The sequence below is a fragment of the Pseudoclavibacter endophyticus genome (assembly GCF_008831085.1).
Taxonomy (GTDB): Bacteria; Actinomycetota; Actinomycetes; order Actinomycetales; family Microbacteriaceae; genus Pseudoclavibacter; species Pseudoclavibacter endophyticus.
Genome location: NZ_WBJY01000001.1, coordinates 1,600,493 through 1,626,254, shown reverse-complemented (window position 1 = coordinate 1,626,254; position 25,762 = coordinate 1,600,493). Strand labels below are relative to the sequence as shown.

27 protein-coding genes and 1 other RNA gene are annotated in these 25,762 nt (G+C 67.9%); 9 read left to right on the top strand and 19 right to left on the bottom strand.

Features of this window, described 5'->3' with window-relative positions:
- The first annotated feature begins 101 nt into the window (after positions 1-101).
- Positions 102-422, top strand: a complete 321-nt coding sequence (locus F8O04_RS07295; RefSeq protein WP_158028596.1) for a putative quinol monooxygenase — start codon at positions 102-104, stop codon at positions 420-422.
- 34 nt (positions 423-456) lie between these two features.
- On the opposite strand, the gene F8O04_RS07290 is transcribed toward F8O04_RS07295, so the two are convergent.
- Entirely contained in the window at positions 457-3,516 is a 3,060-nt protein-coding gene (locus tag F8O04_RS07290) for a bifunctional [glutamine synthetase] adenylyltransferase/[glutamine synthetase]-adenylyl-L-tyrosine phosphorylase (RefSeq protein ID WP_158028595.1), read from the bottom strand.
- A 17-nt stretch (positions 3,517-3,533) separates the two neighbouring features.
- Positions 3,534-4,871, bottom strand: coding sequence for a glutamine synthetase family protein (locus F8O04_RS07285; protein WP_158028594.1), 1,338 nt, complete (start codon positions 4,869-4,871; stop codon positions 3,534-3,536).
- Between the two features lie 125 nt (positions 4,872-4,996).
- Between F8O04_RS07285 and panB the strand changes: the two genes are divergently transcribed.
- Entirely contained in the window at positions 4,997-5,830 is an 834-nt protein-coding gene (panB, locus tag F8O04_RS07280; protein ID WP_158028593.1) for a 3-methyl-2-oxobutanoate hydroxymethyltransferase, read from the top strand.
- A 178-nt stretch (positions 5,831-6,008) separates the two neighbouring features.
- Here panB and F8O04_RS07275 read toward each other — a convergent pair whose 3' ends face one another.
- Complete coding sequence (locus F8O04_RS07275; protein WP_158028592.1) at positions 6,009-6,743, bottom strand: CPBP family intramembrane glutamic endopeptidase; 735 nt, start codon at positions 6,741-6,743, stop codon at positions 6,009-6,011.
- Positions 6,744-6,791: 48 nt separating this feature from the next.
- On the opposite strand from F8O04_RS07275, the gene F8O04_RS07270 reads away from it, so the two are divergent.
- Complete coding sequence (locus tag F8O04_RS07270; RefSeq protein ID WP_158028591.1) at positions 6,792-7,409, top strand: TetR/AcrR family transcriptional regulator; 618 nt, start codon at positions 6,792-6,794, stop codon at positions 7,407-7,409.
- Positions 7,410-7,577: 168 nt separating this feature from the next.
- Here the strand turns inward: F8O04_RS07270 and F8O04_RS07265 are convergent, their stop codons facing one another.
- Positions 7,578-7,778, bottom strand: a complete 201-nt coding sequence (locus tag F8O04_RS07265; protein WP_158028590.1) for a hypothetical protein — start codon at positions 7,776-7,778, stop codon at positions 7,578-7,580.
- 12 nt (positions 7,779-7,790) lie between these two features.
- Here F8O04_RS07265 and map point away from each other — a divergent pair, with 12 nt between their 5' ends.
- Positions 7,791-8,681 (top strand): type I methionyl aminopeptidase, encoded by an 891-nt coding sequence (gene map / locus F8O04_RS07260; RefSeq protein WP_158028589.1) that lies wholly within the window; start codon positions 7,791-7,793, stop codon positions 8,679-8,681.
- Positions 8,682-8,684: 3 nt separating this feature from the next.
- Here map and F8O04_RS07255 read toward each other — a convergent pair whose 3' ends face one another.
- Positions 8,685-9,476 carry an SDR family NAD(P)-dependent oxidoreductase gene (locus F8O04_RS07255; RefSeq protein ID WP_158028588.1) on the bottom strand — a complete coding sequence of 264 codons (792 nt, stop codon included), beginning with the start codon at positions 9,474-9,476 and terminating at the stop codon, positions 8,685-8,687.
- A gap of 37 nt (positions 9,477-9,513) precedes the next feature.
- Positions 9,514-10,563 (bottom strand): ABC transporter substrate-binding protein, encoded by a 1,050-nt coding sequence (locus tag F8O04_RS07250; RefSeq protein WP_188726220.1) that lies wholly within the window; start codon positions 10,561-10,563, stop codon positions 9,514-9,516.
- Between the two features lie 116 nt (positions 10,564-10,679).
- On the opposite strand from F8O04_RS07250, the gene F8O04_RS07245 reads away from it, so the two are divergent.
- A complete protein-coding gene (locus F8O04_RS07245) occupies positions 10,680-11,225 on the top strand; it encodes a MarR family winged helix-turn-helix transcriptional regulator (RefSeq protein WP_188726221.1) in 546 nt (181 codons plus the stop codon).
- Between the two features lie 9 nt (positions 11,226-11,234).
- Complete coding sequence (gene ppgK, locus F8O04_RS07240; protein ID WP_158028585.1) at positions 11,235-12,029, top strand: polyphosphate--glucose phosphotransferase; 795 nt, start codon at positions 11,235-11,237, stop codon at positions 12,027-12,029.
- Between the two features lie 14 nt (positions 12,030-12,043).
- On the opposite strand, the gene rnpB is transcribed toward ppgK, so the two are convergent.
- From rnpB to F8O04_RS07220, 4 genes are all read right to left on the bottom strand, one after another.
- An RNA gene (gene rnpB / locus F8O04_RS07235) (RNase P RNA component class A) lies at positions 12,044-12,404 on the bottom strand.
- A 26-nt stretch (positions 12,405-12,430) separates the two neighbouring features.
- Complete coding sequence (locus F8O04_RS07230; RefSeq protein WP_158028584.1) at positions 12,431-13,192, bottom strand: zinc ribbon domain-containing protein; 762 nt, start codon at positions 13,190-13,192, stop codon at positions 12,431-12,433.
- An 84-nt stretch (positions 13,193-13,276) separates the two neighbouring features.
- On the bottom strand, positions 13,277-14,098 hold the full coding sequence (locus F8O04_RS07225) for a Nif3-like dinuclear metal center hexameric protein (RefSeq protein WP_158028583.1): 822 nt from the start codon (positions 14,096-14,098) through the stop codon (positions 13,277-13,279).
- Between the two features lie 111 nt (positions 14,099-14,209).
- Positions 14,210-14,554 (bottom strand): TraR/DksA family transcriptional regulator, encoded by a 345-nt coding sequence (locus F8O04_RS07220; protein WP_158028582.1) that lies wholly within the window; start codon positions 14,552-14,554, stop codon positions 14,210-14,212.
- A 180-nt stretch (positions 14,555-14,734) separates the two neighbouring features.
- Here F8O04_RS07220 and F8O04_RS07215 point away from each other — a divergent pair, with 180 nt between their 5' ends.
- Entirely contained in the window at positions 14,735-16,066 is a 1,332-nt protein-coding gene (locus tag F8O04_RS07215) for an NtaA/DmoA family FMN-dependent monooxygenase (protein WP_188726222.1), read from the top strand.
- A 53-nt stretch (positions 16,067-16,119) separates the two neighbouring features.
- Here the strand turns inward: F8O04_RS07215 and F8O04_RS07210 are convergent, their stop codons facing one another.
- The 4 genes from F8O04_RS07210 to F8O04_RS07195 form a co-directional block, all read right to left on the bottom strand.
- Positions 16,120-16,488, bottom strand: coding sequence for a cytochrome d ubiquinol oxidase subunit II (locus tag F8O04_RS07210; protein WP_158028580.1), 369 nt, complete (start codon positions 16,486-16,488; stop codon positions 16,120-16,122).
- A gap of 41 nt (positions 16,489-16,529) precedes the next feature.
- The gene (locus tag F8O04_RS07205; protein ID WP_158028579.1) at positions 16,530-18,329 is read right to left on the bottom strand and encodes a glycoside hydrolase family 15 protein; all 1,800 of its coding nucleotides are present in this window, start codon (positions 18,327-18,329) and stop codon (positions 16,530-16,532) included.
- On the bottom strand, positions 18,326-18,520 hold the full coding sequence (locus tag F8O04_RS07200; protein ID WP_158028578.1) for a hypothetical protein: 195 nt from the start codon (positions 18,518-18,520) through the stop codon (positions 18,326-18,328). Before F8O04_RS07200 ends, F8O04_RS07205 begins: the two co-directional genes overlap by 4 nt.
- Before the next feature lie 104 nt (positions 18,521-18,624).
- Entirely contained in the window at positions 18,625-19,053 is a 429-nt protein-coding gene (locus F8O04_RS07195; RefSeq protein WP_158028577.1) for a MerR family transcriptional regulator, read from the bottom strand.
- A 183-nt stretch (positions 19,054-19,236) separates the two neighbouring features.
- Between F8O04_RS07195 and F8O04_RS07190 the strand changes: the two genes are divergently transcribed.
- Positions 19,237-20,754 (top strand): SulP family inorganic anion transporter, encoded by a 1,518-nt coding sequence (locus F8O04_RS07190; protein ID WP_158028576.1) that lies wholly within the window; start codon positions 19,237-19,239, stop codon positions 20,752-20,754.
- Between the two features lie 21 nt (positions 20,755-20,775).
- Here the strand turns inward: F8O04_RS07190 and F8O04_RS07185 are convergent, their stop codons facing one another.
- Positions 20,776-21,417: a M23 family metallopeptidase gene (locus tag F8O04_RS07185; protein ID WP_225734909.1), complete on the bottom strand. Its 642-nt coding sequence runs from the start codon at positions 21,415-21,417 to the stop codon at positions 20,776-20,778.
- A gap of 25 nt (positions 21,418-21,442) precedes the next feature.
- The gene (locus F8O04_RS07180; RefSeq protein ID WP_158028574.1) at positions 21,443-22,171 is read right to left on the bottom strand and encodes an acetolactate decarboxylase; all 729 of its coding nucleotides are present in this window, start codon (positions 22,169-22,171) and stop codon (positions 21,443-21,445) included.
- A gap of 319 nt (positions 22,172-22,490) precedes the next feature.
- Here F8O04_RS07180 and F8O04_RS07175 point away from each other — a divergent pair, with 319 nt between their 5' ends.
- Complete coding sequence (locus F8O04_RS07175; RefSeq protein WP_158028573.1) at positions 22,491-23,120, top strand: hypothetical protein; 630 nt, start codon at positions 22,491-22,493, stop codon at positions 23,118-23,120.
- A 385-nt stretch (positions 23,121-23,505) separates the two neighbouring features.
- Here F8O04_RS07175 and F8O04_RS07165 read toward each other — a convergent pair whose 3' ends face one another.
- The 3 genes from F8O04_RS07165 to F8O04_RS07155 are packed head-to-tail and all read right to left on the bottom strand — an operon-like array spanning position 23,506 to position 25,732.
- Positions 23,506-24,303 carry a hypothetical protein gene (locus tag F8O04_RS07165; RefSeq protein WP_158028572.1) on the bottom strand — a complete coding sequence of 266 codons (798 nt, stop codon included), beginning with the start codon at positions 24,301-24,303 and terminating at the stop codon, positions 23,506-23,508.
- Positions 24,300-25,028, bottom strand: coding sequence for an ABC transporter permease (locus F8O04_RS07160; protein WP_158028571.1), 729 nt, complete (start codon positions 25,026-25,028; stop codon positions 24,300-24,302). The genes F8O04_RS07165 and F8O04_RS07160 overlap by 4 nt, the downstream gene beginning before the upstream one ends.
- On the bottom strand, positions 25,025-25,732 hold the full coding sequence (locus tag F8O04_RS07155) for an ABC transporter ATP-binding protein (protein ID WP_158028570.1): 708 nt from the start codon (positions 25,730-25,732) through the stop codon (positions 25,025-25,027). Before F8O04_RS07155 ends, F8O04_RS07160 begins: the two co-directional genes overlap by 4 nt.
- Positions 25,733-25,762: the final 30 nt, after the last annotated feature.

The following is a 25,762-nucleotide window of genomic DNA, read 5'->3' as shown; positions in this document are numbered from 1 at the left end:
ACAACTACCCTGGACGACGATGACTCGCCGTTGGGCGCCCGTGTCCATCGCGCTCGCGAACGGGAACCCCGGCGAACCGCACAACCTGGAAGGAAGTCACCATGATTCTGATCGTCGTCAAGTTCGAGACCAAGCCCGAGTACACCGACACGTTCCCCGAGCTGGTCCGCGACTTCACCGAGGCCACGCGCGCCGAGCCCGGCAACAAGTGGTTCGAGTGGAACCGGTCGCTCGAGGAGCCGAACGTGTTCACCCTGGTCGAGGCGTTCGACGACGACGGGGCCGCCGCGCACGTGAACTCCGACCACTTCAAGCAGGCCATGGTCCACATGAAGCCGCTGCTCGCGACGACGCCGCACATCATCAGCCGCACCGTCGAGGGCGACGGGTGGGACCGTATGGGCGAGCTGCGGGTCGACTAAGGGCGGCAGCGCGACATGACCGGCTCGACGGGCCTCACCGCGGGTCGTCGGCCTGCTCGTGTTCGCCGTAGAAGTGCCGCTCGAAGATCCAACGGGCGCGGCGGGTCGTCGCGAGGTAGAGCTCTTCCAGTTGCTGCGCCTGACCGGGCTCGTGCCCGAGCAGCCGATTGACCCCGTCGAGTTGCTCTCCCTCGGTCGGCAGCACGTCCGACTGCCGGTTGCCGTGCAAGTAGACCGCCGATCGAACGCGCGAGGCGAGCGTCCACGCCTGCCGCAGCGCCGAGGTATCGTCGGCGTCGATGAGCCCGGCATCGCACGCCGCCTCGAGCGCGCCGATCGTCGAGGTCGTTCGGAGCGTCGGGTGGTCGTGCGCGTGCTGCAGCTGCAACAACTGCACAAGCCATTCCACATCGCTCAGCGAGCCGCGGCCGAGCTTCAAGTGTCGGGCCGGGTCCGCGCCGCGCGGCAGCCGCTCCGACTCAACACGCGCCTTGATGCGGCGGATCTCTCGCACGTCGTCGGCTGAGAGCCCGCGAGGGTACCGAGTGCGGTCGGCGATCTCGATGAACCGGGCGCGCAGGTCGGCGTCACCGACCACATCGCGCGCGCGAAGGAGGGCCTGCGCCTCCCACCCGAGCGACCACTTCTCGTAGTAAGCGCGGTATGCCGCGAGCGACCGCACGAGCGGGCCCGACTTTCCCTCCGGTCGGAGGTCGGCATCGAGGTCGAGCGGTAGCCGCGGATCGGTGAGGAGTTCCCCGATCCGGTTCACGAGGCGCTTCGCCGCCCGCGAGGCGTCCTCGCTGGCCGGACCGTCTTCGCCGGTGTCGTAGACGTAGAGCACGTCGAGGTCGGAGCCGAACCCCAGCTCTGCACCCCCGTATCGCCCCACGGCGATGATCGCGAACGGCGGGTAAGTGCCCGCGCCGTCGAGCCCGAGCACCGCGAGATAGGCGCCGCGGAGTGTGACGGTCGCCACGTCTGCGAGCGCCCGCCCCGTCGCCTCGATGTCGTTGATCTGCAGGATGGCGCCGATGGCGAGACGGAGCACCTCGCGCCGGCGAAACGTGCGGATGGCTCGCCGTAGCTCCCCCTCGTCATCGTGTCGGCGCACGGTCTCGCGCATCTCATCGATCATCACGTCGATGGGGCGCGGCTGCAAATGGCGGTCGCCATCGAGCCATTTGACGGCTTCCGGATGCAGCTCGAAGAACACGGCGGCGAACTTCGAGCCGGACAGCAGCGTCGTGAGGTGCTGTGCCGCGGTTTGACTGTCGCGCAGCGTGCGCAGGTACCAGGGCGCTTCGCCCAGTTGCTCGCTGAGGCGCCGGAAAGCCAGGAGCCCCTGGTCGGGGTCGGCGCCCTGCGCGAACCAATCGAGGAGCACCGGCAGGAGATTGCGCTGCAACTGCGCACGCCGCGACACTCCTCTGATGAGCGCCTGGAGATGCGCGAGGGCGCCCTTCGGGTCGCGATAGCCGACGGCACGAAGCCGCTCGAGGGCCTGCTCGCTCGTGAGCACGAAGTGATCGCTCGGCAAGGCCGCGACGGCCTGAATGAGCGGGGCGTAGAAGACCTGCTCGTGCAGTCCCCGCACCCGCACCTTCACGGCTTGCCACTGCGAGGTGAGTGCGGCGCCGTCGTGGAACCCGGTGGCTCTTGCGAGGGCACGAAGGCTGGCCGCGTCGCGCGGCATGAGGTGCGTGCGGCGAAGGCGGCGCAGTTGCACGCGGTGCTCGAGCAGCCGCAGAAACCGATAGTCGGCGGCGAATCGCTCGGCGGGCTCGACGCCGATGTAGCCGCCGTCGCGCAGCCGCTCGAGTGCCTCGAGCGTGCCGCGCACCCGCAACGTGACATCGCGTTGCCCGTGCGTCAGCTGCAGCAGCTGCACCGTGAACTCGATGTCGCGAAGCCCCCCCGGCCCGAGCTTGAGCTGCTGATCGACCTCGTCGCGAGGGATGTTCTCAGTCACGCGTTCGCGCATCGCCCGCGCCTGGCCGACGAAATCCGACCGCGATGCGCTCGCCCACACGTAGGGCGCGATCCGATCGACGAATCGTCGTCCCAGCTCGAGATCGCCGGCAATCGGCCTCGCCTTCAAGAGGGCCTGGAACTCCCAGTTCTTGGCCCACCGCTCGTAGTACTGGACGTACGAGTCGACGGTGCGCACGAGCGCACCGTCTTTCCCCTCCGGGCGGAGGTTTGCGTCGATATCCCACAGCGCCGGCTCAACGTCGACGTCGTCGATAACGCGCATGGCAGCCGCCGCGAGGCGGGTGCCGATCTCGATCGACCGGCTCGTCGAGACGTTCCCGCCGTCGTTCGCTTCGACGACGAACATGACATCGACGTCGGAGAGATAGTTGAGCTCCTCTGCGCCCGCCTTGCCCATGCCGATCACCGCGAATCGCACCTCGGCGACCTCGTTCGCGGCGAACCGCCCGAAGCCCGCAGCGGGCGACGTGAGTTCGGTGTGCGCGACGGCGAGGGCGGCGTCGAAGGCGGCACCAGCGAGGGCGGCGAGCGCGTTGGCGACGTCCGGGACGGCCGCGACCGGGTCATCGCGCCACAGATCGTACGCGGCGATCTTCGCGAGCTCGGTGCGATAGCAGATGCGAAGGGCGTTTCGAGCATCCGCCCCCGAAAGGGTTGGTGCGCGGTCGCGTCGCCCGGAACTGAGCGGTGCGGACGATTCGGCCGCGTCGGAGGGAACGGTGACGGCCTCGGCGAGCCTCGGGGCGAGTCTCGCCGACGGCGCAAGGCCGTCGCGTGCCTCGTGGGCATCGAGCAGCGCGCGGGGATGCCGATGGAAGAAGTCGGCGAGGCCGCTCGAGGCCCCGAGCAGCACGAGCGCGCTGCGAACGACGTCGAGGTCGGCGAGGACGGAGGCGGCCTCGGCGCTCCCGTCGCGCAGGATGCGAGCGAGCTGCTCGACGGCCTGGTCGGGGTCAGCGACGCGCGCGCCCACGAGCTCGATGAGCTCGCCCGCGTCGCGTCCGAGCGCGACCGCCGCCTCCGTGACGTGCTGCTCCGCCGTCGACGGCTCGGCGAAACCTGCCCGAATGAGTGCGGTGCGCGGCCCACCCCGCTTCATCGGTCGACCGTCCCGACTCAGAGGGTGCGAAGGCCCGTGCGCAGTTCGTAGGGCGTGACCTGCGAACGGTAGTGGTCCCATTCGGCGCGCTTGTTGTCGAGGAAGTACCGAAAGACCTGCTCGCCGAGCGTCTCGGCGACGAGCTCCGAGCGTTCCATCAGATCGATGGCCGCCTCGAGCGAGCCCGGCAGCGGCTGGTAGCCGAGCACGCTGCGCTCGCGCGGCGAGAGGTCGCGGATGTCTGCCTCGACCTCTGGCGGCAGCTCGTAACCCTCCTCGATGCCCTTGAGGCCGGCGTTGAGCAGCACGGCGTAAGCGAGGTAGGGGTTCGCGGCAGAGTCGAGGGAGCGGAACTCGATTCGCGCCGATCCGCCCTTGTGGGGCTTGTAGAGCGGCACGCGCACGAGCGCCGACGAGTTGTTGTGCCCCCAGCAGATGTAGCTCGGCGCCTCATCGCCACCCCAGAGCCGCTTGTACGAGTTCACGAACTGGTTCGTCACAGCCGTGATCTCGGCCGCGTGCGTCAGCAGGCCGGCCATGAACTGCCGACCGATCCTGGAGAGCTGATACTCGGCACCAGCCTCGTAAAACGCGTTCGTGTCGCCCTCGAACAGCGACATGTGCGTGTGCATGCCGTTGCCCGGCTGGCCCCACACCGGCTTCGGCATGAATGTCGCGTGCACGCCCTGCTCAATGGCGACCTCCTTGATGACGGTGCGGAAGGTCATCACGTTGTCGGCGGTCGCGATGGCGTCGGCGTAACGGAGGTCGATCTCGTTCTGGCCGGGCCCGGATTCGTGGTGGCTGTATTCGACCGAGATGCCGATGTCTTCGAGAATGCGAACGGCGCGGCGGCGGAAGTCATGGGCCGTGCCGCCCGGCACGTTGTCGAAGTAGCCGGCCGTATCGACGGGAACGGGCCCGTCGGGCCCGTGGTCGGCCGATTCGAAGAGCGAGAATTCGATCTCCGGGTGGAGGTAGTACGTGAACCCCTTGTCGGCCGCCCGGTCAAGGGCCCGCCGCAGCACGTTGCGGGGGTCGGAGACCGACGGCTCACCGTTTGGCGTCGAAAGATCGCAGAACATGCGTGCCGTCGGATCGATCTCGCCGCGCCACGGCAGCACCTGGAAGGTGGTGGGGTCCGGATGCGCCAGCATGTCGGCCTCGGTGCGACGTGTGAAGCCCTCCACCGCGGAGCCGTCGAACCCGATGCCCTCGTTGAAGGCGCCCTCGACCTCGGCGGGCGCGATGGCGACGGATTTGAGCGTGCCGACCACGTCCGTGAACCACAGCCGGATGAACTTGATGCCGCGATCCTCGATCGTCCGGAGAACGAAGTCCTGCTGCTTGTTCACGTCGCTCCTCAAGCTCTCGCGCGGGCTACCGCTGTCCTGCGGGCAGCACGCAGCGCCGCCCGATCAGTCCAGGCTAGTGGTCGGCGGCGGTTCCGCGCTGGACGGGCGCGCCTAGACTTGCGCACATGTCAGAATCCGCACCGCGAAAGCGCGTCCGAATCCGTCATTTCGCCCGCGCGAAGGCGGCGGGCGAGAAGATCACCGCGCTGACGGCCTACGACGTCATCTCGGCGCAGATCTTCGATGAGGCCGGTATCGACCTGCTGCTCGTCGGCGACTCGGCCGCCAACGTCGTGTATGGCTACGACTCGACCCTGCCCGTTTCGATGGACGAGCTCATCCCCCTCGCCAAAGCGGTCACGCGGGGCGCCACCCGCGCTTGCGTCGTCGCGGACCTGCCGTTCGGGAGCTACGAGCGGGGCCCCGAGCAGGCGCTCGATACGGCCGTTCGGTTCATGAAGGAGACCGGCGTCACCGCGATCAAGCTCGAGGGCGGCGAACGCAGCGCAGCCGTCATCAGGCGCATCGTCGATGCCGGCATTCCCGTTATGGGCCACATCGGCTACACGCCGCAGGCCGAGCACGGACTCGGCGGCCACGTCGTGCAGGGGCGTGGTGACGACGGGGCCGCGAAGCTCATGGCGGACGCACTCGCGGTGCAGGAGGCCGGCGCGTTCGCCGTCGTGCTCGAGATGGTCCCCGCGGAGATCGCGGCGCAGGTGACGGCGAAGCTCGAGATCGCGACGATCGGCATCGGGGCGGGTGCGGGATGTGACGGGCAGATCCTGGTGTGGACCGACGCGTTCGGCATGAGCGCCGGCCGCATTCCGTCGTTCGTGCGCATGTTCGCGAATGTACGCGAAACGTTGCTGCAGGCGGCGACCACCTACCGCGACGAGGTGCGGTCGGGCGGTTTCCCGAATGAGCGGGAGTCGTTCACCGACGCCCCGAACGCCTAGGCGGTCGACGACGGGACGGCCGACCCGCCCCACTCGGCCGCCGACGGGCGATCATGTCCGCCCGCATCACGATGCTGCGTGACGCGTGATCGCATTGGAGCAGCGTGCGTGTTGCGCTTCCGTCCGGCTGTCGGAATGACGCGCTCGCAGGCGAGTGGATCGTGTTGCGTCCTCGGCGTTATGGCGACGGCGTCTGGTTGAGCGCAAAAGTCAGTATGGGGACGTCGAGTGCCATATGGATCGCAAACGCCCAGAAGGACCCTCCCGTCTCCTGCATGGACTTCGCCAAGACGAACCCGAGGAAAGCCGACATGAAGGCGCCAGCGAGTCCGTTCGGCGCGATTCCCCAGTAGTGATAGACACCGAACACGACCGAGCTCATGACGAGCCCGTATGTCCGTGAGTTCGTAGCGTTCTCGCCCATGGTGACGAACGGCAGCCGGAAGATCGCCTCTTCCGTGAAGGCATTCATCGCCGCGAACGGGAGCACCAGTGCGATGTGGGCCCAGTGAAAGGTGAACCCGCCCGGAAGGAACTGGAAGTACGTGACCGTTCCGACGATCGCGACCATAATGAGGCCGAGGAACCAGCCGTCGGATTCCCACCGCCCTCCGCCTCGTTGCGCGAAGAAAGGGCGCATCGCACCGGTGCGCTTGAGACTGAGGTAGCGAAGCCGGCCCCTCCCCGCGAACAGGAACGTCAGGAGCAGGGCGAGCCCTGCCACCGGTAGGGCGCTGAGCTGATAGTTCAGCATCCGGTTCGTGAATTCGCTCGCAAACGGGCTGAACCCGAATAAGGGGTCGTTGACGACCACGAACAGCAGGCCGGCGGTCAGGGTGATGAGGACGGAGAAGACGATGAGCTTCACGAACCGAGTCCCCCGGCCTGCGTCAATGCTCGCTTCCTTCGACACGCTCACCCTCCACTCGTAGAGTTCGTCCGACCGTACTAGAGTTAGTACGTGCGTACAAACGGGGATTCGACCACGGAGGGTCGCGGCACCGTCGGCGGGCGCGCGCGACGGAACCAGATCGAGCGGGCGGCAGCCGAGGTGCTGTCCGAAGTCGGCTACGCCGCCGCGTCCGTCGGTCGCATCGCGCAGCGTGCGGGGGTCAGCAAAGGCGTCATCACCTATCACTTCGCGAGCAAGGACGAGATCTTGCGCCGGGTGGCGCTGACCCTTTTCGAGGAGTGCGTCCTGCACATCACGGCCGGCGTGCCCAGCGAGATGTCTCCCGCGGCGCGTCTGCGCGCGCAGCTCAGCGCCGAACTGGAGTTCTTCTCCTCGCGACGCGTCGAGTTCCGCGCGATGGTGGAGGTCATGTCCAATCACCGCGAACCGGCCTTCATCCGGGCGTTCGAGAACGTCTCGAGCGACGAAACCGAGGCGCTTGCCGACCTGCTGCGACGGGGCCAGGCACAGGGACAGTTCCGGGCCTTTGACGTCTACGAGGTCGCCCAACTGATTGGTGCCGCGAAGAACGACGTGCTCGACCGATGGGCATCCGACGAGACGCTCGACCTCGTGCCGATGACGGCGACGATGCTCGACTTCATCGAGCACGCCGTGCGCGTCTGAACGGCGCGATGAAGCCGGTCAGGTCTCTCTGGGTGAGCGACTGCCGATCGATGACGCCGGTGGAGTACAACCGGTTGACGTCCTTGGTGTAGCCGAGGTGAGAGGTCCCAGCCCTCTCAACGCGCGAAGCGGGTGAAACGGCGAGCCGGCCGCCGGCGGGCGATCGACTCAGTCGTCGTTCTCGGCTTCTTCCTCCGCCCAGCGGCGGGCGTTCTCCTGGAGGCGCTCCGGCGCGCGTGACGCCTCGGCGGCAGTCGCGAACGGGCCGACGAGGTCGCTCGCGATCGACTGTTTGCCATGCTCGACCTCGCCGGTGCGCGTGTTGTACCAGTAGGACGTCGAGGTCTCGCGGTCGTGCTGCTCGGTCATAGAGTTGAGGGTATGCCCAAAAACCCTTCAACGGGGCTGCTCACTCCCGGAACTGTGACCCCGCAGCGCCCCGTCCCGGCCTCGATCGCCCGCCCGCACTATGTCGGCCGTCCCGCTCCCGAACCATGGTCGGGTGGCGATGTCTACGCGGAGGACGACATCGAACGCATCGGGCGGGCCGGGTCGATCGCCGCGGCGGCGCTCGCCCACCTGGAGCAGTTCGTCGCGCCGGGCGTCACGACCGACGAGCTCGACGCCATCGCGCATGACTTCCTCGTCGAGCGGGGCGCCTACCCGTCGTGCCTCGGCTATCGCGGCTTCCCCAAGGCGATCTGCACATCGCTCAATGAGGTCGTATGCCACGGCATCCCGGACGACACGGTGCTCGATGACGGTGACATCCTCAACGTGGACTGCACCGCGTTCGTCGACGGGGTTCACGGCGACACCAACCGCATGTACCTCGTGGGAGAGGTCGACGACGAGAGCCGGCTGCTGGTCGAACGCACGCGAGAGGCGCTTCGCCGAGGCATCAAGGCGGTGAAGCCCGGCCGGGAGGTGAACGTGATCGGTCGCGTGATCGAGAAGTACGCCAAGCGCTTCGGGTACGGCGTCGTACGCGACTACACGGGCCACGGCGTCGGCAAGCCCTTCCACTCCGGACTCGTCATCCCGCACTACGACAGCGATCAGCAGCGCGACACGATCGAGGTCGGCATGGTGTTCACGATCGAGCCGATGCTGACGATCGGGGGCGGTCACGAGTGGACACTGTGGGATGACGACTGGACGGTCGTCACGGCCGACGGCTCGAGAACGGCGCAGTGGGAGCACACGATCGTCGTGCGAGAGCACGGCGCGGAGGTGCTCACCCTCGCATCCGGTGACGACTGGGGGCTCTGAGCGTCAGGGCTCACGCACCGGCCCGAGCGGGAGCCGGTTCTTGAACGCGATGTAGCCGTCGTCGACGCTCACGACCGTGCCGTTGATCGCGTTGGCGCGGTCGGACGCGAGGAAGGCGACGACCTCGCCGATCTCGGACGGCTCGGTGAGGCGGCCGCGCAGCTGTTCCTTCGCCATGAACTCGGTCAGCTCTTCGGAGAAGCGCGCGATGATCGGGGTGTTGGCGCGCCCCGGGGTGATGGCGACGACGCGGATGTCGTGCTCGGCGAGTTCGAGCGCGGCCGAACGGGTCAACGAGATGACCCCAGCCTTGGCGGCGCCGTAGACGAGCGCCCGCTCGCCCGCTGACTGGCCGTAGATCGACGACGTGTTGATGATGACTCCCGGCGTCCCCTGCGCCGCGAACTGGCGGGCCGCAGCGAGGATGCCGAAGTACACGCCGTCGAGATCGACGCGCATGATCGGGTAATAGTGCGCGTCCGGCTCTTGTTCCAGAATCGGATAGCCGCCGGGGATGCCGGCGTTGTTGAAGATCACGTCGAGCCGGCCGAAAGCGTCGACCGCTGCCGCGACCATGGCCCGCACGTCATCCCAGGAGCCCACGTCTGTGCGAACCGCGACGACGCGTCCGGCGAATCCGGCGGCCTCCTCCTCGACGACGACCGTCCTGGCCCCCTCGAGGTTGATGTCGGCGATCACGACGCGTGCTCCCTCGCGGAGGAATGTCGAGACGCTCGCGCGCCCGATCCCGCTCGCCCCACCGGTGATGATGGCGACCTTGCCATCGAGTTCCATGTTCGCCTCTTCCGTCGCGGTCGGTCTCGTTCGCCGCTCAGGGCAAGGGAACGAATTCGTCGGTGATCCAGCTTTCGGGGTCGCCGCCCGCTGTCGCGAGCTCGGCGTCGACCATGACGTCGTATGCCTCTTGCCAGCGGTCGTGGTCCTGCTCGAGGATGCCGTGGGACCCATCCCCCACCCAGACCTGGCGATACAAGTCGAGCGCTTCAACGGCCACCTCGTCGTTGTCGAGCGCGTCGAAGCTGAACTCCGTGCGAATGATGTCGAGGGTCTCGGAGAGGTCCTCGTCCTCGATGATGAACTGCGTCGCCTTCGCGATCGCGCGCATGAACCGTTCGATCTGGTCGGGATTGTTCTCGATCTGCTCTGGGGTGGTGACGTACGACTGGACGTCCGGCGGGGCGGTGAGGCCCGCGGGACTCGAGATGGCATCCTCGTTCTGCGCCGTGACGAGGACCGCCGTGTCGATGCCGAGCATGTACCCGTCGATCCGGCCCTGTTCGACGAGCGCGAAGGTGGCCGCCGTGACGGGAACCGCCTGCCGGGCGACGTCCTCAGCCGAGTACCCGGCCGCTTCGAGTGCAAGATCCAGGGTCTTGGTGCTGGTCCCTCCCTCGGACCCGACGCCGATCGTCGTGCCGGGGAGGTCATCGATGGATTCGATTGCGTCGCTCTCCGCGGAGACGATGCGGAAGCCGCCCCCGCGCTCGAGCGTGCCGATGTTGACGAGGGTATGGCCCTCGGACGAGACGCTGAGGACATCGATCCCGCCGGCTCGCGTGACGTGTCCGCTGCCACCGATGAGCGACTGGATCGCGACGGGCGAGCCGTTGACGGGCTCGAGCGTGACTTCGAGCCCCTCCTCTTCGAAGTACCCGCCGGCGTAGGCGAGCATCTCCGGGGCCAGCGAGAGGGTTTCGAGCGGGAGATAGCTGAGGAAGACCATCTCGTCGAGGTCTCCCGTTCCGCCATCCCCGGCGCAGCCGCAAAGGGCGAGGACAGCGGCGAGCGAGACGGCGCCCGGGGAACGAAGGCGCCCGGTGCGGCGCGGTGCGGATGTGGGCAGATCAATGGTGTGTCGCATGGTCGACTCCTGACTCGTCATTGAGCGGGGTTCCCTGGCGGCCCATCCTGCGCCACTGTAAGTTGGGAACCCAACACTGTTTTCACTCTGCGAAAGACCCGCCGGAAAGGAGCGCCATGGGCCCAGCTCAGATTCCCGAGGGAGCGATCCCCGCCCCGCTGACGAACGTCATCGACGAGGCGACGTTCGCCCCACGGCTGCTGGCCATGCTCGCGAACATCTTCGCAACCACGGAGGCGCGGTCGCTTCGCCGGCGATTCGGGCACAGCATCACCGACTGGCGCGTGCTTTCGGCCGTCGCCAGGCGGCCCGGTACGACCGCGGCCCGCATCGCCGCGACGGTGCTGATCGACAAGGGCGAGGTGTCGCGCAGCGCCAACGCGCTCGCGCGAGGCGGGTACGTGGTGTCCGTGGACGGCGCACGTCGTTCGAAGCACCTCTACCTCACCGACGAAGGGGCCCGGCTGCACGACCAGATGCTCCCGGTTTCGATGCGCGGCCAGCGGCTCGTGGAGCAGACCCTGACGCCGGACGAATTCCGGACACTCACCGATCTCCTCGCGCGGCTGATCGACCGGGCAGGCAACGGATCCCCGTGGCCCGCGGATTCGGCGTCGGCGAGCGCCGGCGACGCTTCGCCGGCGGAGCGGGAACCTGGCTAGGCTCGACGCATGGCGAAGACTCCTGCGCATCGGTCTGAACATCTCGCCATCGGCATCGACGTCGGTGGCACGGGCATCAAGGGCGGCGCGGTCGATGTCCGCACGGGCGAGCTCGTCACGGCGCGCCATAAGGAGACGACGCCGAAGGGCGGATCGCCCGTCGATATCGTCGCCGCAGTCCAACAGGTGCGCGCGTCAATTCTGAGCGAGCTCGACATGAAAGCCCGCCACCTCCGCGTCGGCGTCTGCCTGCCATCGGTCGTCCGCCACGGCGTCACGTCGACGGCCGCGAACATCTCGCCCGACTGGATCGGGCTCGACGCCGCGGCGCTGTTCGCCGACGAGCTCGGCGGCACCGTCTCGATCATGAACGATGCCGACGCCGCCGGCTACGCAGAGGTGGTCTACGGCGCCGCGAAGGGACGCACGGACACGGTCATCGTGACGACCCTCGGCACGGGCATTGGGAGTGCGCTCGTGCACAACGGCCAGCTGTTTCCCAACACCGAGCTCGGTCACCTCGAACTCGACGGGCACGCCGACTACGAGCGATACGCATCGGCCAAGGTTCGTGAGCGCGAGGACCTCGGCTTCGAGGACTGGGCCGCGCGGCTCGTTCCCTACTACCGCAAGCTCGAACAGCTGTTTTCGCCCGACCTGTTCGTCGTCTCCGGCGGTGTCTCGAAGCGCGCCGACGAGTTCCTGCACTTCGTCGACGTGACGACACCGCTCGTCGCGGCCAAGCTGCGCAACAACGCCGGTATCGCCGGCGCCGCGCGGCTCGCGTCCGACGGCTGGGAGTAGCCGTCGAGAACCGATGAACGGGTCGGCCGGTACGCCGGGTTCTGTACGGACGAATCCGTGACGGCCATCTCTCTCGGGCGCGCGTTGCCGCGCGCCTCTAGCGGTCTACCCGGAGACTCGGCGGGCAGCGTCGTCGTCTCCTGTCTGACCTTGCTCCGGACGAGGTTTACCGTGCGACGCCTGTCACCAGGCGCCCGGTGCGCTCTTACCGCACCCTTTCACCCTTACCCGCGCGAAGCGGGCGGTCTGCTTTCTGTTGCACTGGCTCGCGGGTTGCCCCGGGTGGGCGTTACCCACCGTCCTGCCCTGTGGAGCCCGGACGTTCCTCGGCACCGGCGGCGAACCGACCGGCGACGCGACCGTCTGGCCGGCCCGTTCATCGACCGCCCAGTCTACTCGGTCTAGGCGTCGTCGGCTCGAGCCCCGGCCGTCGACGCGCTTCGCTGGGTCCGCACGAGAATGGCGTTCGAATCGGGGCACAGCAGCACCTCGTCGGGCGAGGCCGCGAGAATCCGGGCGACATCGGCGGCGTCGAGCGTCACGTTCGAGCCCGTCGTCACCTGCCCCACGAGTTCCGCCGCACCGACCCCGTAGCGTTCTCGCTGCCGCTCATACAGCTCGACGAGCTCGGCGGGGAGCCCGGGCAGGAGAGCTTTGCGCGCACCGGCGATCACCTTGGCCTCGGCCTGCAGCTCGGCCCGTGCGGCGTCGCGCCGCGTCACGAGCTGTTCGGCGTCCAGCTCGACGGCCGCCTGCGCCGAGGTCGCGCGCTCGAGCTCCCGCTCGGCGTCTTCGACGCGCTGCATGACCTCGAGCTGCGCGTCATCCAACAGCGCCCGGCGGCGCAGCAGGGTCTCGATCTCGGATTCCAGCCCTTGCACGTCTTTCACCGACGACGACGTCGACTGCCGTTGGCGATCGCGTTCCAGCCGCTGCTCGACGAGCATCGTGTCGTCTTGCACGCGCTTCAGCTCGGCGCGGGCGTCTTCGAGCGCGCCGGTCGCGCGGGCGACCCAGGCGCGGTGCTCGACGCGTGCCTGCTCCATCCCCTTGAGCTGCTGCTGCTCTGGCATGGTGTTGGCCCGGTGCTGCAGCCTGGTGCGGCGGGCGTCGAGCTCGGCGAGGTCGAGCAGTCGGCGCTGGATTTCGGGGGATGCTCTCATAGTCGCTCCATTCTGCTGCACGCCGCCACGACGCGCACGCCGAGCGGAGCCGCGGGCCGAGGCACGAGCATCCAGTGACCGGGACTATTGCGGAATCGCGAAGTCCCAGGGGTCGGTGCTGCGCTCGCTCACCGTGACTTCGAGGGCCGGATGCGCGTCTCGCAGTTGCGCCGCCGCCGCCTCGAGCCACAACCATTCGCTCGCCCAGTGCGAGGTGTCGATGAGGAACGGGCGCCCGCCACGCAGGCGTGCCTGCTCGATCGCCTCGGAGGCCGGATGGTGGCGCAGGTCGCTCGTGATGTAGACGTCGGCGCCGAGCACGGCGCCGTCGGCGAGCAGCGAGTCGCCCGCTCCCCCGCACAGCGCAACGCGTCGAACCTCTGCCTGGTACTCGCCAGCGGCGCGGATGCCGGTCGCCGTCGCGGGGAGGATGCGCGCGAGCGCGCCCGCGAGCTGACCGAGCGTCGTCGGCTCCGGCAGGTCGCCGACGCGCCCGAGACCCAGCTCGGGCTCGTCGCGCGCCGGCACAATCGGCCGCTGGTTCGTGAGCCGAAGGCGCCGGGCGAGTTCACCCGAGGTCCCTCGCTCGACGACGTCGGCGTTCGTGTGCGCCGCGACCAGCGCGCATCCGCCGCGGATCAGTCGTGCGAGCACGCGTCCCTTGTACGTCGTCTCAGCCACGGTCGTCACGCCGCGCAGCAAGAGGGGGTGATGCGTCAGCAGGAGCTCCGCTCCGGTGTCGAGGGCTTCGCCAATGGTTTCGTCGACGGCGTCGACGGCGAGCAGCACCCGCTCGATCGGCGCGTCAGGGTCGCCCGTGACGAGGCCCACCGAGTCCCACGCCTCGGCACGCCTCGCGGGCCAGAGGGATTCGATGGTGTCGAGCACGTGCTGCAGCGTCGTCATATCACCATCCTGCCGGACTCGATCGAACGCTTCATTGCGGCGTCGGTCGCAGCGCTGGATGCGGGCCTCGGAACCCGTCGCGCCATGTGGCCGGCGGGTCCGCGTTCTCGGCTAGGCGGCGCAGTCGACGCACGTACGGGCGACCGGCCTCGCACGGAGCCGCGCTTCCGCGATCGGGCGCCCGCACGCTTCGCAGATGCCGAACGCGTCACGCTCGAGGCGATCGATGGCCGCAAGGATCTCGGTGCGCTCGAAGCGATTGTCCAGCCGCATGCCGGCGAGCCGCGACCACTCCCCCGAGACGGGTGCTCCATCCGGATCGTGCTCGTCGTCGGTATTCGGGTCGCGAAGGTCGCCGAGCCCGACGAGCTGCGCCTCGATCTGTGACGCCACGGCCTCCGCGCGCGCGAGCCGCTCGCGCAGCAGTCTCCCGAAGTCCGGCGCCTCCGTGGTCACCCACCAATCGTCGCACGCCCCGAGCGCGAACCGTCGCTCGCCGGCACCCCGAGTGGCGCCGACCGGCAGTTCCGCCCGACGAAACCTCGATTGCCACGCTGAGATCGCCGCGCGATGGTGAGCCGTGCGACGCGCCCATCTCGAGGCGCGTGACGATCTTCGATGGAGAGGACGGCATTCATGTCACCGTCGCGCCCGCGCCAACTGACACTCACCATGTTCACGATCGGCTTCGGGTACCACAACGATGCCTGGCGCCACCCGTCGAGCGTCGCCGAGCAGGTGGGCTCGCTGAAGGTCGTGGCCGAGATGGCCCAGGCTGCCGAACGCGCGAAGCTCGACGCCGTGTTCTTCGCCGACAACGTCGCTTCCGGCGCCATTCGCAAGAACGCCGTGCGTGGCGCGTCGTTCTACGAACCGATCGCCACGATGGGCGCCCTCATCGGTAGCACCGAGAAGATCGGCATGATCGGCACGATGTCGACGACCTGGTCGGAACCGTTTCAGGTCGCGCGGCAATTCGCCGCGCTCGACCAGCTCAGCGGCGGCCGCATCGGATGGAACGTCGTGACATCGATCAACGGCAACGAGAACTTCGGACGCGAGCAGATGCCGCTGCCGGAGCAGCGCTACGAGCGGGCGATGGAGTTCGTCGACGTCGTGCTGCAACTGTGGGACAGCTGGGATCGCGACGCCATCATCTGCGACCGCGAGACGGCACGCTGGGTCGATCCGGATCGCGTGCGCGAGATCGACCACGTCGGTGAGCACTTCCGCGTCAAGGGACCGTTGTCGATCCCCCGGTCGCCGCAGGAGCGCCCAGTCGTCGTGCAGGCCGGCCAGTCGGCGGCAGGCATCGAGCTCGGTTCGTCGTACGCCGACCTCATCTACACGGTGCAACCCGAGCTGGATGCCGCGATAGCGTTTCGCACCGACTACCGGCAGCGGGTCGCCGCCAAGGGGCGCAATCCCGATGGCGTTCGCATTCTTCCCGGCATCATGCCGATCACCGGCCGCACGAAGGCCGAGGCGCAGGAGTTCGCGGATGAGCTCGCGAACTGCATCTACGAGCCTGGCGGGCGGGAGGTCGTCGAGCGGCTGCTCGATGTTTCGGTCGCCGACCTCGAACTGACCGAGCGCATTCCGCTCGAGCGGTTGATCGACGGGCCACAGCGCATGGAGCGGTGGAAGCTCTTCCGCGATCTGTCACAGGAGATGACGCTCGGCGAGCTCATGGTGCACGTCTCCCGGGCCGTCGGTCACCGCGTCATGGTCGACACGCCCGACCGCATCGCCGACTCGATGATCGAGTGGTTCGAGGCGGGCGCCTGCGACGGCTTCAATTTCAACCCGCCGAGCGTGCCGGAGGGCATGCACAGGATGTTCGACCTGCTCGTGCCGGTGCTGCAGGAGCGAGGGTACTTCCGCGAGGACTACGAGGGTGACACGTTCCGCGAGCGATCGGGGTTGGTGCTGGATGAGCCGTCGACGGTCGCGGAACCGGTCGGCTGAGGGCGAGGCCGGCCGTCGAATCCACGGCCGGCCTCGCGTACCGCCGTGCGCGCTCAGGCCGTGACGGCCCTGTGCCGCCGACCGCGGATGATCGACGTGACACCGATGACGACGTAGGCGATCAGCAGGACGAAGGTGATGACACTCGTGATCACCGCGGCGGGCCGTTCAGCGTCCCCCGCGAGCAGGTCGCCGATCTGCGCGACGTTCATGGCGGTCCCGAGGATGCCAAGCACCGCGATGACGAGTGCGGCGTAGAGGCCGCCACGTGGTCGCTTGACGGCGATGACACCGCAGATGAGCAGGACGACGCCGAGAATGGCCGGAATCAAGGCCGTCCAGCTCGCGAATGCTGTCGCGATGTACGCGATGATGCCGATGACGATGAGGACAACACCGAGTCCGATGGTGAGACGAGGCATGGGGAACTCTTCCGTGAGGGGTGAATGGGGTCCCGTCTACGTTAGGGGGTGCGTTCGTCGGACTCCTCAACAAGGGCGAGCGCGGCCGTCAGCAGGGCCAGGTGGCTGAGCGCCTGCGGAAGGTTGCCCATGAAGGCACCGCTCTCCGGGTCGACCATCTCGGCGAGCGAGCCGACATCGTTGCTCAGAGCTAACGCCTCGTCCATGAGCGAGCGCGCCTCGCTCATCCGGCCGACCGATGCGAGTGCCGCGACCATCCAGAACGAGCACGCGACGAACGCACTCTCCTCGTGCTCCATGCCGCTGTACCGGTAGAACAGTGGGCCTCGGCCGAGTTCGTCGCGCAGCGCGTCGAGCGTCGAGCTCATGCGCGCTCCGCGCTCGTACCCCGTCATCGCGTGCAGCACGACGGACGTGTCGAGCTCATCCGATCCCGCGTACCACGTATACGCCTGTCGATCCGATGACCAGCATTCGTGTTCGATGAACTCGCGGATGGCGTCGCGCTCCTCCTTCCACCGCGCGGTGTTCCCCTCGATCGTTCCCGATTCCGCGAGCGCGACGGCGCAGTCGAGCGCGTCCCAGCACGCCATCTTCGAGCTCGTGTAGTGACGCTGCTCCGGCAACTCCCACATGCCCGCGTCGCGACGCCGCCACAGGTCGCATAGCGTGTCGGCGAGGTCGGCGAGCATTCGGCCCGTTGCGGCGTCGATGATGTTCCCGCTGTCCGAGTACGCGCGGACCATGTCGAAGATGTCGCGATACACCCCGAGTTGCAATTGGTCGGAAGCCTCGTTGCCGGCGACGACCGGGCCGATGCCGCGCCAGCCCGGAACGTCGAAGGTGCGCACGGCAGACGGGGGCACGTCGCCGTGGAGCCGGTTGAGGACGTGGAGCTTCGGGCTCTGCCTCCGCGTGAGCCGTAGCAGCCACGAGACGGCAGCGTGCACGTCCTCCTGCTCACCGAGCCAGATCAGCGCCGTGAGGGCATACGACGCGTCGCGCAACCATGCGAACCGGTAGTCGTAGTTCTTGCGGCCCTCCGGGTTCTCGGGCAGGGACGTGGTTGCCGCTGCCGCGATCGAACCCGACGGGCCGTGTTCGAGCAGCTTCAGGATGAGCGCCGATCGATGCACGTCGTCCCGGTACGGCCCCTCGTACTGCAGCAGCTCCGACCATCGACGCCAGTGTTCGCGCGTGAGTTCGAGGTTCTTTCGCACGCTTTCGACCTGGGGCATCCGGAGCGGCTCGTTCCAGGTCGCCACGACGGCGACGACGTCGTCGCTTCCATCCCGCGCCGTGAAGCGGCCACTGATCCGTCGTTGCCCGTTGGATCTACGCTCCATGGCACGATTGCTGCGCACGCCGATCGAGTACTCGGCGACGCTGATCACGGGCCCGTGCGGGCTCTCATGCACCCATGGCGATGCGGTGCCGAGCATGGTCCCCGGAGTCACCGACCAGTGCATGTCCACTGCGCCGTCGAGACTCTCGATACGACGGGCGAGCTCCGTCCACGGCAGTGCGCCCGTCGAACCGACGTTGAGCGAATCGGTCACGCGCACGGCGCCCGTCGCGGTCGTGAAGGTGGTCTGCAACAACGGGGTCCCCGGGATGTACGCGCGTTCAACCTCGAAGTCGTCGACGGGCTGCAGTTCTATGTATCCGCCGCCTTCGGCGTCCAACAGGCGGGCAAAGACCGGCGGCGAGTCGAGGTCGGGCAGCGGGAACCAGTCGATGGCGCCGTCGTGCGCGACGAGTGCGACCGTGCGGCCGTCACCGATGGGCGCGTACGACGCCAGGTCGACGTAGCCGTCGCGCCGAGCTGCGTACGCGGTCAATCCGTCGGCTCGGTCTTGACGGGCGGGGTGTCCGGCCGATCAGCGCTCATGTCGCCGGGATCCGCGACGGGATCGCTCGTCGACGAGGCGTCAAGCGTGACCGCGTCGTGCACGGCCTCTTCATGGGAGGCCGCTTCACGGGCGAGTGCCTCGTTGATGGGGTCGTCACCGGTGTCGCCGATGTTGGTCATGTGTTCCTCCGAACCTCATGCTCAGACTGATCAGGGGTGACGCCGCAAATGGGGCGCACGGATCGACCATAACGAGGCGACTTGCGAACGACGTGGATGTCGCCTCATGACGCCGCCGTGGGCGGCAACTCCTCGGGCGGCGCGCCTGAGCGGTCGGCGAGCAGGGCGAGGAACTCGTCGGCCATCGCCAGCTGACGGGCCAGTGTGGCCCGCCGCTGTGCGGCGTCTGCACGGAAGTCCTGCAGCGATTGCCGGGCATCGGCTGCAGCTGCCGCATCTCCGGTCACCGCCTCGGCTGTCGAGTCGATCGCTCGCAACAGGTCGGCTGATTGCTCGAGTGAGTACCCGAGGGGTTTCATTCGGCGGATGAGCATGAGGCGCTCGTAGTCGCCTTCGGTGTAGAGACGGAAGCCGCCCTGGGAGCGTCCGGACGGTGTGAGCAAGCCGATCTCGTCGTAGTGACGGATCGTCCGCAGCGACAGGCCCGTCCGCTCGGCGAGCTCTCCTATGTGCATCATCCCGGCTGCTGGCACGGCGCATCCCTCTCCCAGTTCACCGAAACCCTCACGCTACGTTAGAGTCTACCGGCGAACCCGCATGTCCTCGCGGGCCACCTCCGCCTTTCGCACTCCCGAGTGCGACGACAGGCGCGTGACGGAATGCGCGCACGCGGCTCGATGGTGTCATACCCATCCCTGACTCTTGGAGGCCTGTTCATGACGAAGGCGACCGCGGACGACCGAAACCGATATCGGCCCGAGCCCTCGGTACTGACCGCCCTGAAGTCCCCGCGCATCCTTACCCGCGAAGTCCTCGCCGGCCTCGTCGTGGCCCTCGCCCTGATCCCCGAGGCGATCTCGTTCTCGATCATCGCCGGCGTCGACCCGAAGGTCGGGCTCTTCTCGTCGTTCATCATGGCGATCACGATCGCGTTCGTCGGCGGACGTCCGGCGATGATCACCGCAGCCACGGGCGCGGTCGCGCTGGTCGTCGCGCCCGTAGTCCGCGAGTACGGGATGGACTACTTCATCGCGACGGTGCTGCTGGCCGGTCTGCTGCAGATCGCGCTCGCGCTGTTCGGCGTTGCGAAGCTCATGCGGTTCGTCCCGCGCAGCGTGATGGTCGGCTTCGTCAACGCCCTGGCGATCCTGATCTTCATGGCGCAGGTGCCCGAACTCATCGGTGTGCCCTGGATGGTCTATCCGCTGGTCGCGGTGGGCCTCCTGATCATGATCGGGATGCCCAGGCTCACGAAGGTCGTCCCGGCTCCGCTGGTGTCGATCGTGCTCGTCACCCTCGCTGTGGTGGTGTTCACGATCAACGTGCCCGCGGTCGGCGACAAGGGCGAGCTGCCGCGGAGCCTTCCCGAGCTGTTCATCCCCAATGTTCCCTTGACGTTGGAGACCCTGTCGATCATCGGTCCGTACGCGCTGGCCATGGCGCTTGTCGGACTCATGGAGTCGCTCATGACGGCCAAACTCGTCGATGACGTCACCGATACTCGCTCCAACAAGACTCGCGAAGGCTGGGGTCAGGGCGTGGCGAACCTCGTCTCCGGGCTCTTCGGCGGCATGGGCGGGTGCGCGATGATCGGGCAGACCATGATCAACGTCAAGGCATCGGGCGCGCGCACCCGCATCTCGACGTTCCTCGCAGGCGTGTTCCTGTTGATCCTCATCGTCGTCCTCGGCGACGTCGTCGCGATTATCCCCATGGCGGCTCTTGTCGCGGTGATGATCATGGTGTCGGTCGCCACGTTCGACTGGCATTCCATCAGGCCCTCCACGCTGAAGCGGATGCCCAAGAGCGAGACGACCGTCATGATCGTCACGGTCGCCGTGGTCGTCGCAACCCACAACCTCGCCATCGGGGTCATCGTCGGCGTGTTCGTCGCGAGCGTGATGTTCGTGCGCCGCGTCGCTCACCTGATCAGCGTGAAGCGCGAGGTCAGGGACCGCCAGGGCGCCCCGGTCGCGCACTACACGGTCGAGGGGCAACTCTTGTTCGCTTCGAGCAACGACCTGACCACGATGTTCGAGTACGTCGAAGACCCGGAGAGGGTCGTCATCGACTTGACCCGGTCACACGTCTGGGACGCCTCGACCGTGGCTGCGCTCGATGCCATCGAGACGAAGTACGCGGTGCACGGCAAGGCCGTGGAGTTCGTTGGCATGAACGAGTACACCTCCGCGTTTTACGCCCGGCTCACCGGCGGCCTCGGTGACGGCCACTGAGGCGTTCGATCCCCCGCCCGCTCACCGACCTCGGTGTCGCGACGCAGTTGCGACAATAACGTCGCCGTTGTGCGGGAGGGATGCTCCGAACGTCAGCGGCACGGCGGTGGCGTGTTCAACCCGGCTACCGGTGATCGCCTGAACATGGACGTGGGGTTCAGTGCTGTTGCCGGAGTTGCCGCAGCGGCCGAGCACGTCGCCGGCGCGCACGTGTTGACCAGCGCGGACCTCGGTGCTGGCACGTTGGAGGTGGCACAGGGCGACCACGACTCCGTCGCGCTCGATCATCACGTGGTTTCCCGCCAGTGCAAGCCACCCGTCAGCGGCCCGCCGTCGCTGGGTCACTGCGTAGCCGATCGAAGGAACGCCACGATACGCCGGATGGTCGATCTCAGCGTCGTGCACGGCAATGACGGTTCCCGAAATGGGCGCCAGGATGGGACGCCCGAATCCGGGAAACCTCTCGGGCGGTTCCGGGCGCACAAGCGAGCCGATCGTGATGGGCGCCGTGCGGCCGTTGTCGCCGACCGGCACGAAGTCGATCGCGTAGGCGGTGGCGAACAGCGTCGTGCCGTGGCTCGGCACCCGATCGGCAGGGCTGTTCTGCACGAGCCAGCGGCCGGCGAACGGATAGGCCAGGTCGATGGGATTGGGAGTGGCCACGACGTGCTTCTCTCCCGCCCGATGCTCAGCGAGCGTCGACGCCGCCCTCGACCGCGACGATACGGTGGTCGCGATCGTGGGTGAGCTCGGTGCGCAGGAACAGGTCGTCGACCGGGAGATGCAGATCGAAGCGGGCATAGGCGACGAGCCGTAGATGGCCGCGCTCCACGGTCAGGTCGAGCACGTGTCCGCCGGCGAGGCGGTCGTCGGCGAGGAAGTGCAGGTGCAGCCCGGCCACGGCGATGCCCTGGTAGATGGTGGGAGCCCAGTAGCCCACAAGGGTTCCCGCCCGCCGCGCGAGAACGGTCTCGACCTGCTCGCTCGTCACCTTGTCGAGCGGAGGGAACGGGTGCTGCTGTCGCGGCGTCGCGCGGATGCGCGCCGTGGCCATGACTCCGTCCAGGCGCACCGCGTGGAACAAGTTACGGCTGAGGAGCCGCCCCTCGACGGCGGCCGTGACCCCCTCGAGGTCGAGATCGCGCACCTCGGCCGAATCCGTCACAGGGAACGCCGCGACGTCGACGAACGGCAGGATCGCGGCATCGGTCATGGGCGACGGCGGGCCGTCGACCGTGCACTCGAAGGCCTCACCATCGACGATGACGACTTCGCCGCCGAGGCGGTCGCAGCATCCGATTCCGAGGTCACCATGACCGAGCGCGTCGCGCACCGTCATGCCCGACGCATACACACCCGCGAGGAGTGCGTCGAGCACGGCGAACTGGGTCACGGCGCCGTCGGAGAGTGAGGTCACGGTGGCGACGCTATCGTGCCAGAGCACTCAGCCTCTGGGAGCAGGAGCACCCCGGGAGCCGCCACGCTCACACTTCAGATCGCCATGATGGCGCGTCTCATCGGGCATGCGCTCTCCATCAAGACGAAAGTTTTGCACCTCGCCCTCCGCAAGCAGGCACGGACGGTAGATTCGGGAACGCCGGGTCGGCGCCTGAGCCTCCTCTCGTCACCGGCCGTCCGCTGCGTCCGTCGCAGACTGTGAACGGGTCAACGCGAGCCTTCAATCAGCCCGGCGCCCAACTGTGCAACGGTGAATCTCGAGCGGTGTGGGAGGGGTGGTGACTGTGCGTGACGCGGACGGTGTGCGGTCCGTCGTCGTGTCCTGGCGGGTACCGGCGGGGCGACCCGACTGGCTGATGGGCACCGGGGCGACGGCCGTCGAGCGAGGGCTGGTCTGGGCTGGCGCCTTGGCCGGTCTGGGAGTCGTCGCCCTCGTCGCCGTGGCCCAGGGGACGCAGTGGTCCTGGTGGCAGTGGGTACTGGTCGCGGTGGTCGTGCTGGACGTCGTCGGCGGAGTCACGGCCAATGCGCTGGGTTCGGCAAAACGCTTTTACCACTCCGCGCCGCCGGCGGATGCTGGGCTGCTGCGCCGGCTGCTGCACCACCCGGTGGGCTTCACCGCCGCACACCTGCACCCGTTCCTGCTGGCGGCGCTGCTGCCCGGTGGCACCTGGGCCTGGGCGACCGGCTGGTACCTGGGCTGCCTGCTGTCCGTGGTGGTCGTCAGTCGGGTACCCACCTATCTGGCGCGTCCGGCGGCGTTCACGCTGGTCACCCTGCTGGTGCTGGCCGCACCGCTGCTGGCCGCCCCGGACGGCATGGACTGGTTCGGGCCGGTGCTGGCCCTCAAGCTCGTGCTCTCCCACGCTCTACGGGAGGAGCCCTACCGACCGGATGCCGACAGCTGACCCGCTGGACGCACCGGCCCTGCGAAGCCGCCGTCGAGGACGACAACCGCCGCGTCCCCACGCCGCTGGCGGTGTTCGCCTTCTCGGAGGTGTCGGCGTCAGCACCGCGACCCGCTGGGCCCGACTCGCGGGGCCTGATGGAACCGCTTTGCGTCGTTGCCCCGCGGACCCCCGGTTCGTTGGTGTCAGTCGTGGATCGTGGTGTCACGTTCGCTGGCAGCGACGCGTGCTGTATCGATCTGGAACGTCGAGTGGTGGATGGATACCTCGAAGTGCTCGGCCACACACTGTTTGCTGTCGTGCAGGATCTCGGCGGCATGAACGACCTCCAACACGCTTCACGACGAGGAAGTGGACGCTATGCGAACAGCCGGGGTCTCATGAGTCAGGTGTCTCGACGCCGAAACAGCCACAGGGCGGGGAGGTAGAGCGCTGCCGTCCACGCGATGATGGTGAGCCAGGCGATCGGCGCGGCGGGTGCCCCCTCGGGCGGTGACGTGTACATGAGGGTGTAGGCGGCGATGTCCGGCAGGAAGTACAGATACTGCGATGCCTGCAGCACTGGACTGAGGATCGTCAGGTAGACCACGAACACGGCGGCCGCGGGGATGGCCTTGCGGATGATCGAGCCGACGGCTGCGGCCAGCACAGCCATCAGCGTGAGATGCGCGGCGGTGTTGAGGACGATGCGCATGGTGAGCGCGGGATCCAGCGCGCTCGGCGAGATGCCGGTCTCCAGCAGTGCGCTTGCGATGCTCGCCAGGGCGGTCACGACCGCGATCGGGAAGACGACGGCGATGAGCGCGAGAGTCGCGGCGAGGCGCTGCATGCCGCGCGACGGTATGGCGGTCAGGGTGGTGCGGATCTGCCCGCCGATGTACTCCGAGGTGGTGGCGAGGACGCCAAGGACGAAGAACCCGATCTGGGTCCAGCCGATCGCGACGATCCCGAGGTCGATGAACTGCGCACTGCCGTCCCCCAGACCCAGTTCGCTTTCTGCGGTGATGCCGAGGCTGTTGGAGAGGAAGTACGCGAGCACGACCGTGGCGATGAGGGTGCCCAGGGCAGCGAGCCACATCGGACGGAGTGACAGGAGCTTGGAAAGCTCGGCACGCACGGTGTCAAGGAACGCCTGGTGCGCGGTACGTGCGGGCGCGATCCGTGCGGGTACGGTGCTGTTCATGCGTCTCTCCTGGTGAACACGATCCCGGCCACGACGAGCAGCCCTGCCACCCATGCCGCCATGATCACGCCACCGGCGAGCGGAGCGATCTCGACGTTGGTGTCGATGGTGGTGAACATGCGCAGGCCTGCGAGGTCGGGCAGGTAGTTCGCCGGGGCCAGCCCGCGTGCCAGCAGATAGGTCACGGCGACCGCCGACGAGTTCGCTACCAGCACGGCCATGGGAATGATGCCGTTGCGGACGATCATCGTCAGGGCGAAGGCCAGCAACGCGGTGAGCACCCAGTAGACGAGCGTGCCGAGTACCTGCCCGAGGGTCTGCGCGTCGAAGGCGAACGCCCGGGGGTCGCCGGAGAACATCATCACCGTCTGCACGCCGGCCATGCCGGGGATCCAGAGAGCCACTGTCGCGATGATCAGAGCGAGGGCCTTTGCGATCATCGCTTTCAGACGCGACCCCGTCACGGTCAGCGTCGTGGTGATCTGTCGACTGGAGGCGGATTCCTCACCCTCGGTGGTGTATTCGCTGCTGATGATCACGACCCCCAGCACGATCACACCCGCGACGCCGAGGCCGAACTCGCTGAAGCTCGAGTCCGCGCGGGGGTCGCCGGTCGCGCGGGTGATCGCGGTGATGCCGATGGGCATGATCAGCCCGGTCGCCACCGCGATCCAGGTGAACGGCAGGCTGAGGAGCTTCGAGAGCTCGGAGCGCAGCGCTCTCATCGTACGCCTCGATCCCCGGTCAGCGTGAAGAACGCGTCCTCAAGCGTGGCGTATCCGCTCGTGACCTCGGTGAGAGTGCCGTCGGCGACGATCTCGCCCCTGCTGATCACGACCACATCGTCGACGGTCTCGGCCAGCTCTCCCATCAGATGCGAGGACAGCAGCACGGTCCTGCCCTGCTCGGCCTGCTCGCGCAGGAAGAGGCGGATCCACCGGATGCCCTCGGGATCGAGACCGTTCACCGGCTCATCGAGCACCAGCGCCTCGGGATCGGCGATCAGCGCGGCGGCGAGACCGAGGCGGCGGCCCATACCCAGCGAGTACGTGCTGACCCGCTTGCCCGCCGCATCCGCGATGCCCACCTGCTCCAGCATCCGCTCGACCCGGTCGTTGCCGATGCCCGCGGCACGCGCGACCCAGCGTAGATGCGCACGCCCGGTCCGGGAGCGATGCGCACCGGAGCCGTCCAGCACCGCACCAACCTTCCGCATCGGATCCCGCAGCGACGCGAACGGCCGTCCATCGATCAGCGCGGTGCCGGAGGTCGCACGATCCAGACCCAGGAGGATCCGCAGCGTCGAGGATTTCCCCGCGCCGTTCGGGCCGAGGAAGCCCGTCACCCGGCCGGGCTTGGCCTCGAAACCGATATGAGACAGGATGTCGCGGGAACCGCGACGTTTCGTAAGATCGCTGAAGGTGAGCATGTCTCTAGCTCAGCAGCGACGCTCCTCGCT